This window comes from Rhizorhabdus histidinilytica (assembly GCF_900167915.1).
GTDB lineage: Bacteria > Pseudomonadota > Alphaproteobacteria > Sphingomonadales > Sphingomonadaceae > Rhizorhabdus > Rhizorhabdus histidinilytica.
This window is the reverse complement of sequence record NZ_FUYM01000026.1, coordinates 1-17862: the sequence shown is the minus strand read 5'-3', so window position 1 is coordinate 17862 and position 17862 is coordinate 1. Positions and strand designations below refer to the sequence as shown.

The window sequence follows — 17862 nt, the reverse complement described above, 5'->3', positions numbered from 1 at the left end:
CGGCGTGCATTGATTGCGTCGCGCTCGGCACCATCGAAGGTGAAAAATGCCTTCATCGAAGTCGCTGATATCGCGGGGGAGCCCACGCATCCCCAAAAACGTTGTGTGCCAACCCTGCATCGTGAACCTCAAAAGTGGGAGGCCACCATACCCGTTTACAAAGCGAACAGGAAAGTCAATGAAATCAACGGTCTACCCAGACCACCCCCGCGCCAGTGCTAGCTTTGCGTACCGTCACTTATTGCACTGAAAACGAGGAGACCCCGAGCGAGGCGAAAAAAAACCGCCTCGGGGTGTCCGAGGCGGCAAGTCTGCATGCGGTTCAGGGAGGAAGAAACCGCGCCGGCGATCAGGGAGGAAAACCGCGCGGCCTGATGTGCAGCTCGGCCACTTTAGCCGGATTTTTCGACTTATCCGATGCGAGCGGCCCGCCGTGGGAATACAGGGCTAAAAAATAGGAAATGCACTGTTTTTAATGTTAAAAACAGTGCATCGCTTCGGGCTGATATTGACACTTGGGGGGCGGCTTTAGCCGCTGAAAAACTACTGGCCGCCGCGCCGCTGCCGGAAGGTCGCCAGGTCGATCACGTCCGCCGCGCGCCGGCCGGCGGCCTGCATCGGCGTGGCCGGGGCAGGGCGGCCGGGTTCCGGCTGGCGCGACCGCCGGCGGAACAGTTCGAGCAGGAACGACCCCAGGAAGATGCCGGGGATGAACGGCAGCACGATCAGCACGCCCAGGGTCGAGGCCAGCGCCCGGAAGGGCTTGGCGAGCCACCGCAGCGGCCCGCGCAGCAGATCGGCCAGCAGGCCATCGAGCAGCCAGAGCGCCACGGCCAGGACGAAGCCGCCGGCGGCGACCGTCATCACCGCGCCGCCGCCGAGCCAGGCGGCCAGGCCGACCAGCAGCAGATAACCGATGACGACGAAAACCCACATGGCCGCGCCCGTCAGCTATGGTAGGGGTTCGCGTCGAACCGCCCGGCATACTCGGGATCAGCCAGATAGTTCAGCCGGTCGAGCAGGTACGGATATTCGCCCTTGACCAGCACAATCGGCTTTTCCGGGCCGAGGCGCATCACCTCGTCAGGCGTCAGCAGCTCACGCCCGGCGAACTGCTGGCTTGTGCCCTTGCTCTTGCCGCTGTTCATCGAGCCGCCGCCGCCGGAAATGCCGGTGCCGCTGTTCTTGCCGCTGTTCTCTGTCTCGAACTCGATGGTGGCTTTGCCCAGGCTGTCGCTGATGTATTTGGCCGTGTCGTAGTCGTCCGTTCCATAGAACGACTTGGCGCTGTTCGCCAGGAAGGTTTGCCACTTCGGATAGGCACCCTTGAGCTGCGACAAGTCTTGAATGAACACCCAGAAGGCCAGGCCGTAGCCGCGCAGCAGCGAAACGGCGTCCTCGATCTGCTTCATGTAGCCGAGCTGGCCGAACTCATCGAGCAGGAACGCGACCCGGTGCGCGGGCTGCACGTTGCTGGACGTGATGGCGGCAATCACCGAGCTGATGAACAGGCGCAGGAATCGGGCATTCGGGCCGATGCGGTTGGCCGGCATGACCAGGTAAACCGTCATGGCCGTGGCCTTGATTTCCGACAGGTCGAAGCCGGAGCGCGACAGCGCCGCCGCGATGCGCGGGTCATCCAGGAATGCCGTATTCCGGCGGGCCGTCGAAAGCACCGAGCCGCGTTCCTTGTCGGCCATCCCCATGAGCGTATTTGCCGCCCTGGCCGGGATGCCGAAGGCGGCCGTTTCGTCAGCGGCCATCATGCCCAAGAGGTCGAAAAACTCCGCTTCCCCGGCCGTCAGCAGCCGGCGTAGCTCGCCCAGGTTCCGGCGCTCCACGTCATCCAGTCCGGCAACGTGCAGCATCAAGCCTTGCAGGAAGTTCTTGGCGGACTCATCGAAATGCACGCCGTCGCCCTTGCTTTCGGAGATCACCAAGGCATCGGCCAGGATGGCCGATTCACTCACGCAATCCGGGTTCCACACGTCGAGCCGGTCAAGCACGTTGAAGGCCGCGCCGCCGTCGCCATTGACCGCGAACGGATCGACCACATGCACGGCCTGGCCGAGCGCCCGGCGGGCGCGAGCCGTCACGGCCGCGTTTTCGCCCTTCACGTCAAGCACCAGGGCCGAGCCGGGATAGTCCAGGAGGTTCGGGATCACCGCGCCAATGCCCTTGCCGGAGCCGGTCGGGGCGACCGTCACGACGTGGCCGGTAAAGCGGAAACGCTGATCGAGGCCGGCGGGCGCATCGGGCGCCCGGCCCAGGGCGAAGCCGGCGGGCTTGCCGGGCGCGACCAGGTGCCCGGCCTGGCGGATTTCCGCGACCGTACCCCACCTGGCCGACCCATGCGTGACCGGCTGCGCGCCGGGCGCGGAAGCGGCCTGAACGGCGGCCGCGCCGATGCTGGCAGCGCCGCCCGATTCGCCCTGCAATCCGGCCCGCAGGTTGTCCAGCCAGGCCCCCAGGACGCGCAGCCGATGGCCCAGGGTGGAGCCTTCGCCTAGCTTGGACGCCAGCGCGCCGCAGATGCGGCCGCCCTGCGCATACATGGCATAGGTGCCGACCAGCGTTGCCGCGATCATGGCCCAGGACGGCAGGAAGGGAACCAGCACGAACGCCAGCACCATTGCCGACCCCGGCAGCAGGTAGGCGAGGGCGGCCGCGCCCGCCAGCGTGATCGGGTTTTGCTTGCGCTTCACGGCCACCACGACCGCGCCGAGCATCAGCACGAACAGGACGAAGAAGAAGATGCCCCAAACTTCGGTGATGCGCCGGGCGAAGCCGCCGAAATAGCCGCTTGCCGTGTTGCCGGAAAGCTGCTCCCGGCGCGTCGCGGCCTTCTGCTCAACCTGGCCGCGATACTCCGCTAGAACCTTGTCACCTTCCGCAGCCGCCAGCCCCTTCACGAACTCAACGCCCCGCGTCACGGACTGCTGCACCACATTGACGCCGGCGGTAGCCGCCGCCGCCGGTCGCTGGCCGTCCAGGCCGCCGGAAATCCGGGCGCTGAACTCGTCCAGGTTCGCCGCCGTTCCCAGGCCCGCGTTCTGCAAGAAAAGGCCGAGATCGGCGCGGTACAGGCTAAGGATGTTCGCCGCGCCAATGGCGTTCCGGCTCGCCAGCGCGGCCGCTTCCATTTCCTTCAAGACGGGCAGCAATTCGGCCCACTTGGCGCGGTAGGCGTTCCAGTCTCCGGCGTTCGTCGCCATCGCCAAATCCTGCTGCCCAATGTCGAGCTTTTGCAGGTTCGCTTCCCACGTCCGATAGGTCGATTCCTGCGCGTCGCAAATGCGCGTCACCCAGGCGTCAGCGTCGGCCACGCCGTAGAGCTTTCCGGCTTCGGCCGCCGGGTTGCATTCGGGGAAAACGCGGGCGTGCGCCGTGCTCGCCAGAGACAAGACGAACGCCCCGAAAAACACCGCCACAACGGCGGCCCACAATCTCGCCAAGAAATCTTCCAAGTCCATCATGCTTCACCTCTCTGTCAGGTAGAAATTGACGGCTAGGAACGGTTGCCGCCGTCCTCTCCATCATCGGAAAAAGCCTCATCGCCTGCCGCCTCAAAGCGCGCTTTGGTGGCGTCAGCGTTCGGCCCTTTGAGCGCGCCGGCCGCGAGTGTCAAAGCGCCCAAAATCACGGACGCAGGATAGTCCGCCATGCCTGACTTGATGACCAAGCCGCCAAGCTGAATCTTGCGGCGTGCATCTTCTCTCCTGGCGTTCATCCGAAGGCGTCCTAAGTCGCGTTCAGTTCGTGCCAGGCGTTGCCGGAGCCGGGGCAACTTGCTTGGCTTCGCCTTTGCGAAATTTCGAGGCGATAGCCTCAAACTCCTTCCGCATGGCTGCGTCGTCAAGGTCGAGATCGCCAAGACCTGCGGCAATCGCAATCTTGCCGATTCGTTCAGCGGCCTTGCTTTCGAGTTCGGCCAGCTCGGCCTTGATGCGGTTCAGCTCGGCCAGCTTGTCGGCCTTGCGTTCGGATAGGGTTTTTCGTGCCATCGCTCTAGCTCCTTTCGAGATTGTGGGGGTTATGCGCCTGCGATGTTACCACCGGCACCGCTGGCGGGGAAGGCACGGCGCTGGTATAGTCATGCAGCGAAGCGAAATGCGCACTTACGGGTTGCTGCGCAACCCTCATGCGGCCGGGGATACCCCGGCACCCCTTTTTAGCGGCTAAAACGCCAAGGGAAGAAATGGCGATCTACCACCTGAACACGCACACGATAGGACGGGCGGCCGGGCATAGCGCCGTGGCCGCCGCCGCCTATCGTTCCGCGTCGTCGCTGGTAGATGAGCGCACCGGGGAAGCGTTCGACTTCACCCGCAAGGGCGGCGTCCTGTCGTCGGAGATTGTCACGCCCGCAGGCGTGCCGGTTCCCGAGCGCGCCGCCTTGTGGAATGCCGCCGAGGCCGCCGAGAAGCGCAAGGATGCGCGAGTGGCCCGCGAGTGGCGGGCGGCCCTGCCGCACGAGCTGGACGAAGCCGACCGGCGCGAGCTGGCAACGCGCATGGGGCAGGCCATCGCCGACCGCTACGGCGTGGCCGTTGATGTGTGCATCCACGCCCCGGACAGGGAAGGCGACGACCGGAATTTTCATGTTCACATGCTGGCGACGACGCGCACCATTGGCGCGGATGGAACGCTAGGCGCTAAGGCCGTCATCGAGCTGGCGAACAAGGACAGGCAGAAGGCGGGCATTCCCGGCACCAGCCAGGGCGACATTACCGACATTCGCCGCGAGTGGGCCGAGCTGACAAACGAGGTATTGGAGCGGGCTGGAATCAGCGCCCGTATCGACCACCGCAGCTATGCGGATCAAGGCGTGAAGCTGACGCCAACCCGGCACATCGGCAGCGATGCCGTGGCGATGGAGCGGCGCGGGCTGGACGCCGACCGCATCGACATTCACGACGGCGACCGGCAGGAACAGGCGCAGCAGATCGCCGAGCGGCCGGAGATCATCCTAGACAAGATCACGGCCACCCAGGCGGTTTTCACGCGCCGCGACATTGCCGCCGAGCTGAACCGCTACATTGACGACGCCGGACAGTTCCAGGGCTTGCTTGCCCGGCTGGAAAACTCGCCGCTGCTGGTCGAGATGGAACCGGCGAACGGCCGCGACCCGGCGAAGTTCTCCACCCGCGAAATGATCGAGACCGAGCGCGGCATGGTGGAGAGCGCCGAGCGCCTGGCGCGCGCCGGGCGGCATGGCGTTTCCGGCCCGATCACGACCGCCGCGATTGACGGCGCGGGCACCCTGTCGGCCGAGCAGCAAAACGCCGTCCGGCACGTCCTCAATCCGGGCAGCCTGGCCGTTGTCATCGGCGACGCCGGCACGGGCAAATCCTTCTCCATGAAGATCGCCCGCGAGGCGTGGCAGGCCCAGGGCTTCAACGTGCGCGGCGCGGCCCTGGCGGGCAAGGCGGCCGACGAATTGCAGGCGGGCAGCGGCATCGAAAGCCGCACGCTCGCCAGCCTTGAATTTGCGTGGAAGAACGGAAAGGACAAGCTCACTTCGCGCGACGTGCTGGTGATCGACGAGGCGGGCATGATCGGCAGCCGCCAGCTTGGCCGCGTGCTGAAAGCCGCCGAGCAGGCCGGGGCAAAAGTCGTCCTGCTGGGCGACGACAAACAGCTTGCCGCCATCGAGGCGGGCGCGGCTTTCCGGGGCGTGGTGCAGCACGTCGGCGCGGCGGAAATCACCGAGGTTAGACGCCAGAAAGAGGCATGGGCGCGGGCGGCCGGGCAAGAGCTGGCGCGCGGTTCCGTGGCCGATGGCCTGGCGGCCTACGCCGAGCGCGGCCACGTCCAAATCCACGGCAGCCGCGACGCGGCCCGCGAGGCCCTGGCGGCGTCCTATGTCGGCGACAAGGGCAAGGGAAGCCAGATCATCCTTGCCCATTCCAATGCGGACGTTCAGGCGCTTAACCAGGCGGTGCGCGATGCCCGGAAGGAGCGCGGCGAGCTGGCCGGTTCCGCCCGGTTCGTGACCGAGCGCGGCGGGCGCGAGTTCGCCGCCGGCGACCGCATCGTGTTCCTGAAAAACGACCGCGATCTAGGCGTGAAGAACGGCACCCTTGGCACCGTCGAGCGGGCCGAGGATGGCAGCCTGGCCGTGCGGCTGGACAGCGGCGAAGCGCGCCAGGTGCAGGCGTCCCAATATGCGGCCGTCGATCACGGTTACGCCGTCACGATTCACAAGGCCCAGGGCGTGACCGTTGATCGCGCCTACCTGCTGGCGACCCCCGGCATGGATAGGAGCCTGGCCTATGTCGGCATGACCCGGCACCGCGAGGCCGCGACGCTGTTTGCCGGGGCCGACGATTTCACCGACCGGCGGGCCGGGCGGCTGGTCGATCACGGCGCAGCGCCCTACGAGAACAAGCCGGAGAACCGGCAGAGCTACTTTGCCACCTTGGAGAACGACAAGGGCGAGCGGCACACCATTTGGGGCGTCGATCTTGAGCGCGCCATTGCCGCCAGCGGCGCGCAGCGCGGCGACCGCATCGGCTTGGAACATGGCGGCTCCGAAACCGTGCGCCTGCCGGACGGCACCACGGCCGAGCGCAACACCTGGCACGTTCGCGGCGCGGCCGAGCTGGCCGCCGGGAAGCTGGCCCAGGCGCTGGGCCGCGAGCGGCCCAAGGAAAGCACGCTGGACTTTGCCGACCGGCGCGGCTTCGACGGCGAGAACGTGATGCGCCGCTGGCTCGAACGCGGCCGGGCGAAGGTGGCCGAGCTGGCCGGGAAGATGCAGCGCGCCATGCGCCGCAGCTTGGAGCGCCACGGCCGCCCCGACCTCATGCCCGCGACCGACATTGCCGGCACGCCGGCCGTGCAGCGGCCGCAGCAGATCGAGCAGCCCGCAGCGCCGCAGCGGCCCCAGGCCGAGCGCCCGGCCCCCGACCCCCTGGCCGGGTTCCGCGCCGGCATCGAGCGGGCCGAGGCGGCCGGCGGCGGCCTGGCGCTGGACGTGGCGAAGGCGCAGCTTGCCGTCGCCCAGGAGTTCCAGGCGGCCGGGAAAGACCCCCGGCACCATTCGGCCGCGATCATGCAGGAAGGCCAGCAGCGGGCCTTTGCGGGCCTGGCGCAGCCGTCCCAGGCAAAGGCCGAGCCGGAGCGCCCGGCGGCCGTCCAGGTCAGCGAGCAAGACCGCAAGCGGGCCGAGATGTACGCCAAGCGGGAGGCCGACCAGTTCAAGGCGCTGGCGGTGAAGCGGCAGGCGGGCTTTGCGGGCTACACCGACCGCAACCCGAGCGCCTGGCGCGAGCTGCCGGCCGAGTTGCGCGAGCGCATCGAGCGGTTCAACGCCATGCCGAAGGAGCGCCAGGCGGTCGAGCTCGACAAGATGCAGCGCGAGCTTGCCGACAGGTATGCACGCGACCCGAAGGAGATCGAGCGCAGCCGCCAGCGGCAGCGCGAGCAGGAACGCGGCAACGGCGGTTTGAGCCGATGACGCGCCGTTTTCAACCAACCAGGAGCACGCACCATGAGCACCGAACCGACGAACGACGAGCTGGCCCAGGGCTACGCCAAGCAGATCGAGCAGGCGCAGCAGCGGCGCGAGGCGAAAGACCTTGAGCGGCTGGAACGCCACGGCCAGGCGGCCGCGCAGCAGTCCCAGGCCATCGAGGCCGAGCAGAAGCAAGGCCAGCAGGGCCAGGGCTTCGAGCTGGACGCCAGCCAGAAAGTCGAGCTGAACGAGATCAACGGCCAGCAGGCAAAGACGCTGGCAAAGGAATTGAACCGGGACAACGAGAACGGCGACCAGGTGAAGCAGGCCCGCGCCCGCGAGATCGCCGAACGGTTCAAGGAGAAGGCGGCGCGCGACCGGGAACAATCCCGCAGCTTTAGCCGCTGAAAGGCGGCGCCAGGGCGGCGGCAACCGGCCCAGGCGCCTAACCACAACCCCATCCGACAGAGGGATGAAATCATGGCTGACAGCAATGTTACCGGCGGCACCCGCCGCGAGCTAACGAAATACCGCGTGACCTTCGCGGCCGCCGTCATCGGCCTGGCCGTGGCCGGCTGGATGTTCCAGGCGGCCTATGAGCAGCACATCAAGGTTTTGCAGATCGGCGACGACACCGGCCAGCGCCTGCAAATGCGCGGCCTCAACCACGACCAGGAGGGCGCGGAGCATGAGCAGCGTTGAATCCTGGCGGCGCGCTGCCCTGGCGGCCTATGTCCTGGCGGGGGCCGCCCTGGCGTCCGGCGGCTATGCCCTTGCCACAACCCAGGCGAACGTGAATGCCATCGCGGCCGCGCAGCAGCGCCTTTCCGATGATGGATGGAACCAGCACCAGGCACAGGCCACGGCCGACAGCGCCCGCAGCGCCGCCGGCGACGGCGTGGAGCTGGATGCCCGCCCCTACCCTGCCGCCGTCGATTGGGCGGCCGTGGCCGACCAGGTGATGCCGTCCGTTGTCATGGTGGCCGTCATCGAGCGCGCCAAGGGCGACGGCAGCCGTAACCGGGCATGGCTTGTCCCTGGCGTTCAAACCAACCTGGCAACCGAGTTGCTGACCCGCTATCGCGCCTGGCGGCACGAATGGGCCAAGGCCGACCAGGAACGCGAATGGGTGACGCTGGGCGCGGGCTTCCTTGTCGGCGACGGCCGCACGGCGCTGACGGCCGCGCACGTCCTGTCCGGCATCGAGGGCGTGCGGGTGAAGCTGGCAAGCGGGGAATGGCGCAGCGCCCGCGTGGCGCGCATCGACCAGGTGCGCGACGTGGCCGCGCTGCTGATCGACGGCGAGCCGGGCCAGCCGGTGCGCGCGGCACCCGCCCTGCCCCGCCAGGGCCAGGGCATCGCCGCGATCGGCTCTCCGAAGGGCTTGGACTTCTCCATGAGCGCGGGCATCGTCAGCCGTCACGGCCAGGTCGGCGGCCTGATTGGCGCGGCTGGCATGTTGCAGATCGACGCGCCCATAGCGGGCGGCAACTCCGGCGGCGTTGTCGTCAATGGCCGGGGCGAGGCCGTGGGCCTTGTGAGCCACAGCGCCGGGCCATTCACCCAGGCGGTGCCCATCGGCCGCGCCCTGGCCGTGGCGGGCTTGTAGAGGCCCACCAGGAACAGCAAGGGCGGCCGTGTAGCCGCCCTTTTCGCTTCCGGGCCTGCATCGTCAGAAACGGCGATGAGATCCACCTGCAGCACCGTCAGAAATGGCGAGGCGAGATCCACCGCGGCGGCCGTCATCGCCGGATGTGGCGATGACGGCCAGCCCTACCCTTCCAGGCCGTGCATGGCCCTGGCCCGCGCCGCGACTTCGCGGGCGTGCTCGACATAGGCCGGATCGCCGGCGGCCTCGGCTTCGGCCAGGAAGGCGCTGATCGCCTCGGCCGTGGTCAGCGCCTCGGCAGGGTCGAAGGGCGTCAGCGGTTCGCGGCCAACGGCCGGCGCATCCACCCATTCGCGTTCCTCGGGCGGCTGCGGCTGCGAATAGTCGGAAGCGGCCAGCAGCTCGGCCATCGTGGGGCGCGTGGCGCTGTCGTCGCCGGCGTTCAGATCGGCCAGCAGCTCATCGACCGAGCCAACCCGCGACACGCGGCCGGCGCGGCTATCTGCAATTGCTTCCTCGGTTTCCTTCTTGCCCATGTTCTTGCCCTTCTCGGATGCGAGCCGCCAGCGCGGCGAGGCGCTGCGGGTCGCGCGTTTCGCACTCCCAGACTACCAAGGCCGTCCAGCCAGCGGCGGCCAGTTCGACCAGGTGGCGGGCGTCGCGCGCCACGTTTCCATCCAGCTTCCGGTTCCAGTAGTCCGGGCGGGATTTCGGCCTGGCGGCTGCCTCGCAGCCGGGATGCTGATGCCAGAAACACCCATGCACGAACAGCGCAACGCGCCGGCTTGGAAACACCAGGTCAGGAACGCCGGGAAGGCGCCGATCATGGAGCCGGTAGCGCAGGCCGGCGGCGTGGAGGAAGCGCCGCACGATCATTTCCGGCCCGGTGTCGCGGGAACGCACAGCCCGCATGGTGCGGCTGCGCTGTTCCGGCGTCTCGCTCATTGGCGAAATTCGATTTTCAGGCTCGGGTCGGTTTCGACTTCTTCCACGATCTCGTTATAGCGCGTCACCACGTCGCCGACCGCGACGCGCCGGCCTTCGGCCGCGAACTTGCCCAGCTCGTAGAGGTTCAGGGCTACGAACTGTTCAACCTCGAAAACGTCGATGCGTTCGCCCAGGCCGGCGTTCTCGGCCAGCCCTTCGGCGACTGTCAGCCCCCGCGCAGTCGTGACGATGATCGGCCGGTGGCCGTCGTCGATGTTGTCGCGGCAACGGCCAATGACCGCTTCGCCGGGCGCCGTGGTGACGTGGATAGCCACATCGCCAATGAAGAAATCGCCGTTGCGCCCTGATTGCGCGTCGGACGTTGAAAAGCTGTTGTGCTCGAAGTTGCCAGCGCCCAGGGCGCAATCGAGCTTGGCCCCGACCAGGTGTTGCAGCACCGCGCCGGCATATTGCATCCCCGGCGTGTTGCGCTGCCGTTCTTCGGCCTGGGCGATCACGTCGCGCACCAGCGTTCGCAGACTGCGCGAGGCGTCCAGGCGAATCTTGAACGGCTTGGCCGAAAAGAACTCATGCACGCGCTCAATCCAGAACGCTTCCACGGCATCGAGATCGACCGCGCCGCCGGCGGCCTGGCCGTTGAGGAACGCCACATACTCGCGCATGTTGCTGATGCTGCCGCGACTGGTGCGCCCGCCTTCAGCGGCTAAAACGCGGGTGATGCCGTGACGGTTCAGAACCGTTTGCACCGCGCCTTTGCCCAGGCCGAGAACCTGGCCGCCGGCGTCGGTCAGCAGCTTGTCGGGATCGAGCGGCAAGCCCATCTTGCGCGCGTGCTGGGTGATGACCAGCGCCACGCACAGCGGGCCTTTGCGGCTGAATTTCCGTTCTTTGTTGAAGTCCCGCAGGGCCGTTGCCAAATCCGCCATTACGCCGCCTTCCTCTCGACCGCAGAGGCGGCCGCCAACAGCGGTTCCAGGACGTGTTCAGCCAGGAAGCGCACGACCGGCACGGCCACGCCGTCGCCGGCCAGGTGATAGGCGTCGTTGTAGTTCTTGGGCAGCGCGTAGGCGTCCGGCAGGCCCATCAGGCGCGCCGCTTCACGCGGCGACAGCAGGCGCGAACGAACGCGCTTGCCCTCGATCACCATGATGGTTTGACGGCTTGAACCGCCAACGGGCGTGCGCAGGCAGCCGGCCACGTCATCGAAGCGGATTTCGGCGCGCTGCACCTTTTCGCCGTTCGGGCCATCGGCGCGGGTGCGCTTGTAGATCGTGCCAACCACTCGGCCGCCGGCCTTCTTGGCCGCCGCGACTTTCGCCAGGTTGTGCGGGTTCATCATGCCCAGCAGCTTCTTGGTTTCGGCGGCCGTGTGCCAGGCGACGCCGTGCGGCTCATCTTCCACCAGGTCGGCAAAGATCGACGTGCGCGCCGGAGGCGCCGGCAGGCGCCACCACATCCAGGAGCTTTGCGAACGCTTCGAGAGCTTGCCGTATGCCTCGACCAGCGCGGACGGATGCCATTCCCCTTCCGGGCCATCGGCGATCAGGGCGCGAGGAACCGGCGAGGACTTGCGCACGCCGATGATGAACAGACGGGGCCGCGACTGCGGGACGAAATGCACCGCGTTGATGATGACCGCGCCGAAGCGATAGCCCCCGCCGGCGAGCGCTGCGCAAATGGCGGCGAAGTCCTTGCCGTCGTGCGAGCTGAGGGCGCCAAAGACGTTTTCGAGCACGACCAGGCGCGGCGCCCGGTCTTCCTCGCCCAGCGCCTTGACGAGCTTCCAGAACGGCCAGAACGTGCCGGAACGTTCGCCCTTGAGGCCGGCGCCAGCGCCGGCCAGGGAAAGGTCTTGGCAAGGGAACGAGGCCCAAGCCAGGTCAGCCGCGTCCGGCAGATCGGCCGTGGTCAGCGCGGCCACGTCGCCGACGCGCAGATGATCGGCGCCCCAGTTCGCGGCGTAGCTGGCCGCCTTCTTCGGGTCGAAGTCATTGGCGAGCAGGCATTGCCAGTCGTCACCCAAGCCGGCGCGGGCCATGCCGCCGCCGGCGAAGAACTCATAGAAGCTCGCCATTTACGCCCCCTCCCCTGCGCTGGTTGATTGGCTCGCCGCTCCGTTGCGCGCCAGCTTTTCTTGCACGGCTTCCGTGAGCCACGTATTGCGCGAGACGTTGCCAGCGCGGCGCGAGCATTCCGCGTCGATGGCTTCGACCATCTCGGCAGGCAGGCGCACCGTGAAGCGCTCCAGGCGAGCGCGCGAATCTTTGTGAGCGGCTTTCGTTGTCATGGGCGCCAGTATGGCGCCACTTTGGTGCATTGTCCAGGCGACTAGGCGGCGGCGCATTGGGGCCGGTGGAGCGCGCCGGGCGCATATAGGTTGCGCTTTCATAAATGAGCGTATCCGGTTAGCATGGGCGCATTTGAGTATGCCCAAAGGAACCGACATGAAGAAACCGGCCACGGCCGCGCCGATGGTGGCGCGGGTCTATCTGCGCGTCAGCACCGACGCGCAGGACTTGGAACGCCAGGAACGAATCATCACGGCCGCGAAGGCCGCCGGCTACTACGTCGCCGGCATCTACCGCGAGAAGGCATCCGGGGCGCGGGCCGACCGGCCCGAGCTGCTGCGCATGGTGGCCGACCTGCAACCCGGCGAGGTGGTCATTGCCGAGAAGATCGACCGCATCAGCCGCCTTCCCCTGCCGGAAGCCGAGCGCCTTGTGGCCTCGATACGCGCCCAGGGCGCGCGCCTGGCTGTCCCTGGCGTGGTCGATCTATCCGACCTGGCGGCCGAGGCCCAAGGCGTCGCCAAGATCGTTCTGGAATCCGTGCAGGAAATGCTTTTGCGCCTGGCCTTGCAGATGGCCCGCGACGACTACGAGGACAGGCGCGAGAGGCAGCGCCAAGGCATCGAGCTGGCGAAGGCCGCCGGCAAGTATCGCGGCCGCCGGGCCGATCCCAAGCGCCGCGCCCAGGTGGTCGCGCTGCGCCGTTCCGGCCACAGCATCACCAGGACGGCCGAGCTGGCCGGGTGCAGCCCGTCCCAGGTCAAGCGGATATGGGCCGAGGAAGTGAGTCAGGCCGAAGCCCGCCGGCGCGGCGCGTTCACCGAGGACGCATTGACCGAGGCCGACGCGCTGGCGGCCGCCGACCAGGAGGGCGCGAAGGCATGAGAAATGGACGCTATCCCCTGCCCCCGCTTCGCCCCGAGCTGCAAGCAGCCCATGACGAAATGGACGCCAAGGGGGATTACTTCGCCTATGCCGTGTGCCGCACCCATGACGGCCAGGCTTGGGAAGTGACCACCAGGCAAGGCGGCATGTATGCCGCGCTCGATGGCCGGTATCTCGACCACGACGAGGCGATGGCCGCCGGCGTGGCCTGGCTGCTGGAACAGATCGACCGCGAGCCGACCGCCGACGAGGCGGCCTATCGGGCGCTATGGGAGGCGCAGGATTTTAGCCGCTAAAGGCAGTTCCTAGAAGGCGCTTTTAATATTAAAAGAACGGCCAAAAAACGCGCTAACCCTATTGACGGTCTCGCGCCAAGGCGGCACAATCTGGCACTGTAATTTAATATCCTTTTGAGGTGCCAATATGGTTCTTGACGATGGCGCAGTATGGGAGGCTGTTCCCGACCCTATGGGGCTTGGCCGTGGCTGGACGGCCATCCGCCAGGGCGAAGACGAGCGCGGGCCATTCGAGGAATGGTGCGGCCAGTTCTTCCCCTCCGCGTCGGCCTGCCGCCAGGCCATCGAGGAGGGGCGCGCCGATGCCCAGCGTTAATATCCAAGGCAGTGTTTTTCAACATTCAATGACGGTGCGATCATGATTATCACAGTAGGAAACACCAAGGGCGGCGTCGGCAAGACAACGCTGGCCGTTCAGCTCGCCATCGCCCGCGCCCTGGCTGGGCGCGACGTGTGGCTGATCGACGGCGACCGCCAGGGAACAGCCGCCGCCGCCATCGCGGCGAGGGCCGAAGGCGGGCGTCAGCCGGGGATTGCCTGCGCGCAATATGCGGACGGCCCGGCCCTGCGCGGCCAGGTGCAGCAGCAGCGGAACAAGTGGCAAGACATCATCATCGACGCCGGCGGCCGCGACTCGACCGCGCTTCGGGCGGCGCTGATCTTGTCCGATGTGCTGCTGGTGCCGTTCGCGCCGCGTTCCTATGACGTGTGGGCGCTCGATGACATGGCCGCGCTGGTGGATGAGGCCCGGAGCGTCCGCGACGGCCTGCGCGCCTTCGCCGTGATGAACCAGGCCGACCCCGGCGAGCACTCGGCCGACAACGCCGACGCGGCGGCGGCCGTGGCCGAGGTTCCGCAGTTCGAGTACCTGGCAGCCCCGATCCGGCGGCGCAAGGCGTTCAGCAATGCCGGCGGCGCTGGCCTGGCCGTGTCCGAGCTGGCCCCCCGAGACCCGAAGGCGATAGCCGAGATTGATAGTCTCGTTTCATCGCTTTTTAATATCCAACAAATCGCCTAACGGGAGTTTTTAGCATGTCAATACAGCGCAAACCCAAGACCGCCCAGGCAACCGCCGCCCAGGATGCTTTCATCCAGGGCGCACCCGACGCCAGCAAGGCCGCGCCGGCGGCCGCCTATGAGAAGGGCATCCCCAAGGGCCACAAGCGGCAGATCACCTTGACCATTGCGCCCGAGTTGCTGCGCAAGGTCGATGAGGTAGCCAAGCGCACCGGCCAGGCCCGGGCCGCCGTCATCAACATGGCGATTTTCCGAGCCTTGGAAGGCGACATTTTCCAGAGCTAAAAGGCATTCAAAAAGAATGAAATTAATATCCAAGGGCAATCCATGAGCATTTGCGCCGCTTTAGCGGCTAAAACCAGGGCGAAGAAGGCCGAGCGGATAGCGGAGAACCTGGCCCAAGCGGCCCGCGAGAACGCGCAGCTCGGTTTGCCGGCGCCGTGGCGGCTCAATGGCATTTGGCTGGTGCCGCTCGAATCCGGCCGCGTGAAGCCCATAGGGCCGGCACCGTGGCGGCGGCCCAGCAAGTAGGGGGAACTCATGACCAAGCGCAACAACGGCCCGCAGCAAATCGGCGACCTCGTGGGCGGCATCGTGGGGAAGGCCACGGCCTCCCAGCCGGCGGCGAAGAAGGCCGAATCGTCCGGGCTGATCCTCAGCGCCCAAGCGGGCAAGCTGCTGGACGTGGCCGCCGAGATCGCCACCAACCCACCGACCGGCGAGGACATGGCTTTCACCCATGCCGTGCTGTGCCAGGTCGGATTGCCCCGCGCCAAGGTCGAGGGCCGCGAGTTCATGCGCCAGTCCGGCGCGGCCTGGGTCAATGTCCAGGCCGGATACCTGGACGAAGGGAAGGGGCCGGTACTGCAACCTATCCCCTATGGCGTCATGCCCAGGCTTGGCCTGGCGTGGGTTTCCACCTTCGCCGTGCGCAACAAGGAGCGGGAAATTCCCATCGGCGACAGCGCCGCCGAGTTCCTGCGGCTCATGGGGATGGAGAGCGACGGCCGCCGCTATACGACGCTGCGGAAGCAGATGCACGCCCTCGCGGCTGCCCGCCTGCAACTCGGGTTCAAGGGGCGCACCTACAACGGCCAGCCGGTGCAGCAGTTCGACGCTTGGGTGTCGAACAAGGACACGCAGCAGCGCGCCCTATGGCCGGGCGTCATGGTGTTGTCCGAGGACTATTTCGGCTCCCTGATCGAAAGTGCCGTGCCGCTGGACAGTCGCGCTTTGCAGGCTCTGAAAGGCTCTGCGCTGGCCCTGGACGTGTATGCCTGGCTGGCCCACCGCCTGCACCGCATTGAGGGCAGGGGCGTAACGCTGCACTGGAAGGCGCTGCGCGAGCAGTTCGCCCAGGAGTACACCGGCAAGGATGCCGACAAGAACTTCAAGGATGCTTTCGTGCTTCAACTGAAAAAGGTGCTGGCCGTCTATCCGCAGGCCAAGGTGAAGCGCGTCACCGGCGGCGTGCTGCTGATCGGATCGCCGCCGCCCATCCCCTACAAGGGCGGCCCCACGGTTTAGCTAAACTTCGTGAAATCGCCCCCCCTCTGCTGCGCCGCGCCGGCCGCCCGAGATCGAGGCGGCCGCATCGTTTCTGGAGCTACCAGGCACACGCCCCGGCCCGGCCGGCCGAACTGGGGACAAACCCTGTGGATAGCCGCACTTATCCACGTGAAATCGCCCCCCCTGACTTCGTGAAATCGCCCCCCCCTTGGACGGCTTATCCACGTGAAATCGCCCCCCCTGACTTCGTGAAATCGCCCCCCCCCTAAACCTGTAAGGTTTGCCTTTAAGTCTTTCCCTATAAATTTATTGCTGGTAATTGGCTGCGCCAATCGGTGGAAAACTCAACCGACAGCGCGAACTGAACAGCCCAAGCGGCCTACGGCCGGGGCACCCCTGCGGGGTTCCCCCGGACAAGCCGGCTCCCCCTCCCGCTAAATGGCTGGCCTGCGGCCAGGCTGCTTACCAAAGGCGCGGCTACGGCCGCGCCGGTGCAGCGCCACCGCCCGCGCCCTCATCGAGCGCCGCAGCAACTCGAAGGCCAAGAAAAGCAGGTTTAGCAGGGAAAAGCGGTTTGCCAAGGTTCGTGCCCAACCTCGACCGCCGGCGCTGGCGGGACGACAGCAGGTTGAACGCCAAGAGGGAAGGGCGGCAACGCCGACCAGGCCGACGAGCTGGCCAGCCTCGCCACTTCCGACGATGACGGCCGCCAGGCATGGATCTCCCATCGCCAGGAATGACGATGCAGGCCCAGGGCATGACACCGCGCGCAAGCCGCCCAGGAGCGCCCAGGAGCGCCCAGGACGCACGGAACCGGGCGCGGACGGGGAGAACGTCGGCCAACCCCCGGAAAACACCTCTACGGGCTTCCTGCGCTGTTTTTCGCCGCCGACGCGCTCCCGGCCGGGCGCTGGCCGTGGCAGCCCGCGTAGCGTTTCTGTAGGATTTGTAAAATTCCCTGTAGCGGCTTGTATTCTGTAGTATGTAGTAGTCTTATACAACATACTACAACGCTACATTTTTACAGGAGTGCATCATGTCCAAGCCCCTCAGCATCGGCGCTTTCGCCGCCGTGCAATACCTGCCGCATATCGAAACCTTCCTGGCCACCGGCGACGGTGACTTCGACGGCCCGATCTGGGCCAAGGCCACCAGTGAAATCAAGTTCGTCGACGGCCGCGCGAGCTTCACGATGGTTCATGAATTCATGAGCCGCGACGGCAGCCGCATCTCGACGGTCGACACCGCCACAGGCATCCAGGTGCCGGGCATCGACGAGGTCTCGCTCACCGTCATGCACAAGGTGGTCGATTCCACCGGCAAGTTCGAAGGCCTGCGCGGCACCTTCCCGAGCTTCGGACTGCACAACTTTGCCACCGGCAAGGGCGTGCAGCGCTTCGGCGGCGAACTGAGCTGAAGTCAGCGCTAAGCAGCAGGTGCACCCGCTGATCGTGGGTGCGCCGGACGACCTCTCAAGGCGGCGCCGCCGGCACAGACCGACGGCGCCGCTTCTTCAAGGAGCACAGACGTGACACCCGAAGTTGAGGCAGCACTGCCGCGCCGCCTTCTGCTGCGGAATCATGCGCGCGCATTCGACCGCAGTCAGACTGGTGCCGTGGGCCATGATGCCGGCATAGACCATCAGCAGCTCGTCGGTAGAGCGCGGCTCACGTCCGAGCATGATCCAGCTAAAGCGCACCTGGGCGTCAACGGCCAGAATCACTTCCGGCAATTGAACCTCACCGATGCGGTGATCCAAAGCCGCGCGCAGCTTGGTCACTTCTGGGTCTTCGTCCTCTGCGGGCAATGGCGACAAATGGAGTTCATCATCCACGCGCGTACGCCACTGCG

Annotated in this window: 21 protein-coding genes and 1 pseudogene; 12 read left to right on the top strand and 10 right to left on the bottom strand. The window is 66.7% G+C overall.

Annotated elements, in window-relative coordinates:
- Positions 1–222, top strand: a 222-nt coding sequence (locus tag B5X82_RS26960; protein ID WP_217699589.1) for a hypothetical protein, incomplete at its 5' end; no start/stop codon positions are given.
- Positions 223–543: 321 nt separating this feature from the next.
- Here B5X82_RS26960 and B5X82_RS25270 read toward each other — a convergent pair.
- The 4 genes from B5X82_RS25270 to B5X82_RS25255 are packed head-to-tail and all read right to left on the bottom strand — an operon-like array spanning position 544 to position 4004.
- A complete protein-coding gene (locus B5X82_RS25270) occupies positions 544–936 on the bottom strand; it encodes a hypothetical protein (RefSeq protein ID WP_079651113.1) in 393 nt (130 codons plus the stop codon).
- A gap of 11 nt (positions 937–947) precedes the next feature.
- On the bottom strand, positions 948–3476 hold the full coding sequence (locus tag B5X82_RS27160) for a type IV secretory system conjugative DNA transfer family protein (protein ID WP_079651112.1): 2529 nt from the start codon (positions 3474–3476) through the stop codon (positions 948–950).
- 32 nt (positions 3477–3508) lie between these two features.
- A complete protein-coding gene (locus tag B5X82_RS25260; protein WP_021011916.1) occupies positions 3509–3730 on the bottom strand; it encodes a conjugal transfer protein TraD in 222 nt (73 codons plus the stop codon).
- 22 nt (positions 3731–3752) lie between these two features.
- Entirely contained in the window at positions 3753–4004 is a 252-nt protein-coding gene (locus B5X82_RS25255; RefSeq protein ID WP_079651111.1) for a TraC family protein, read from the bottom strand.
- A gap of 194 nt (positions 4005–4198) precedes the next feature.
- Between B5X82_RS25255 and traA the strand changes: the two genes are divergently transcribed.
- The 4 genes from traA to B5X82_RS25240 all read left to right on the top strand — a co-directional run bounded on the left by traA (position 4199) and on the right by B5X82_RS25240 (position 9068).
- Positions 4199–7462 carry a Ti-type conjugative transfer relaxase TraA gene (gene traA, locus B5X82_RS25250; RefSeq protein WP_079651110.1) on the top strand — a complete coding sequence of 1088 codons (3264 nt, stop codon included), beginning with the start codon at positions 4199–4201 and terminating at the stop codon, positions 7460–7462.
- 33 nt (positions 7463–7495) lie between these two features.
- Positions 7496–7867 (top strand): hypothetical protein, encoded by a 372-nt coding sequence (locus B5X82_RS25245; protein WP_079651109.1) that lies wholly within the window; start codon positions 7496–7498, stop codon positions 7865–7867.
- A gap of 72 nt (positions 7868–7939) precedes the next feature.
- Positions 7940–8161: a hypothetical protein gene (locus B5X82_RS26545; RefSeq protein WP_139385167.1), complete on the top strand. Its 222-nt coding sequence runs from the start codon at positions 7940–7942 to the stop codon at positions 8159–8161.
- A complete protein-coding gene (locus B5X82_RS25240; RefSeq protein ID WP_176152706.1) occupies positions 8148–9068 on the top strand; it encodes a S1C family serine protease in 921 nt (306 codons plus the stop codon). Before B5X82_RS26545 ends, B5X82_RS25240 begins: the two co-directional genes overlap by 14 nt.
- Positions 9069–9232: 164 nt before the next feature.
- Here B5X82_RS25240 and B5X82_RS25235 read toward each other — a convergent pair whose 3' ends face one another.
- Genes B5X82_RS25235 through B5X82_RS25215 form a run of 5 tightly spaced genes read right to left on the bottom strand, consistent with a single transcriptional unit; the run spans position 9233 to position 12303 of the window.
- Entirely contained in the window at positions 9233–9604 is a 372-nt protein-coding gene (locus B5X82_RS25235; protein WP_079651107.1) for a helix-turn-helix domain-containing protein, read from the bottom strand.
- Positions 9567–10013 (bottom strand): very short patch repair endonuclease, encoded by a 447-nt coding sequence (locus tag B5X82_RS25230; protein WP_079651106.1) that lies wholly within the window; start codon positions 10011–10013, stop codon positions 9567–9569. Before B5X82_RS25230 ends, B5X82_RS25235 begins: the two co-directional genes overlap by 38 nt.
- Positions 10010–10942: a DUF4928 family protein gene (locus B5X82_RS25225; protein ID WP_079651105.1), complete on the bottom strand. Its 933-nt coding sequence runs from the start codon at positions 10940–10942 to the stop codon at positions 10010–10012. Before B5X82_RS25225 ends, B5X82_RS25230 begins: the two co-directional genes overlap by 4 nt.
- On the bottom strand, positions 10942–12090 hold the full coding sequence (locus B5X82_RS25220) for a DNA cytosine methyltransferase (RefSeq protein ID WP_079651104.1): 1149 nt from the start codon (positions 12088–12090) through the stop codon (positions 10942–10944). The genes B5X82_RS25225 and B5X82_RS25220 overlap by 1 nt, the downstream gene beginning before the upstream one ends.
- Positions 12091–12303, bottom strand: coding sequence for a ribbon-helix-helix domain-containing protein (locus tag B5X82_RS25215; RefSeq protein ID WP_139385166.1), 213 nt, complete (start codon positions 12301–12303; stop codon positions 12091–12093).
- 157 nt (positions 12304–12460) lie between these two features.
- Here B5X82_RS25215 and B5X82_RS25210 point away from each other — a divergent pair, with 157 nt between their 5' ends.
- The 7 genes from B5X82_RS25210 (at position 12461) to B5X82_RS25180 (ending at position 17428) form a co-directional block, all read left to right on the top strand.
- Positions 12461–13189, top strand: a complete 729-nt coding sequence (locus B5X82_RS25210) for a recombinase family protein (protein WP_079651103.1) — start codon at positions 12461–12463, stop codon at positions 13187–13189.
- Positions 13186–13485 (top strand): hypothetical protein, encoded by a 300-nt coding sequence (locus B5X82_RS25205; protein WP_176152705.1) that lies wholly within the window; start codon positions 13186–13188, stop codon positions 13483–13485. The genes B5X82_RS25210 and B5X82_RS25205 overlap by 4 nt, the downstream gene beginning before the upstream one ends.
- Before the next feature lie 127 nt (positions 13486–13612).
- Positions 13613–13801 carry a hypothetical protein gene (locus B5X82_RS26535; protein ID WP_139385165.1) on the top strand — a complete coding sequence of 63 codons (189 nt, stop codon included), beginning with the start codon at positions 13613–13615 and terminating at the stop codon, positions 13799–13801.
- A gap of 42 nt (positions 13802–13843) precedes the next feature.
- Entirely contained in the window at positions 13844–14503 is a 660-nt protein-coding gene (locus B5X82_RS25200; RefSeq protein ID WP_061512176.1) for an AAA family ATPase, read from the top strand.
- A 14-nt stretch (positions 14504–14517) separates the two neighbouring features.
- On the top strand, positions 14518–14787 hold the full coding sequence (locus tag B5X82_RS25195) for a CopG family transcriptional regulator (RefSeq protein ID WP_079651101.1): 270 nt from the start codon (positions 14518–14520) through the stop codon (positions 14785–14787).
- Between the two features lie 255 nt (positions 14788–15042).
- Entirely contained in the window at positions 15043–16029 is a 987-nt protein-coding gene (locus tag B5X82_RS25185; protein ID WP_079651099.1) for a replication protein RepA, read from the top strand.
- 1018 nt (positions 16030–17047) lie between these two features.
- Positions 17048–17428 carry a hypothetical protein gene (locus B5X82_RS25180; protein ID WP_011655359.1) on the top strand — a complete coding sequence of 127 codons (381 nt, stop codon included), beginning with the start codon at positions 17048–17050 and terminating at the stop codon, positions 17426–17428.
- Between the two features lie 144 nt (positions 17429–17572).
- On the opposite strand, the pseudogene B5X82_RS25175 reads toward B5X82_RS25180, so the two are convergent.
- A pseudogene (locus B5X82_RS25175) lies at positions 17573–17862 on the bottom strand (hypothetical protein); the annotation flags it as partial.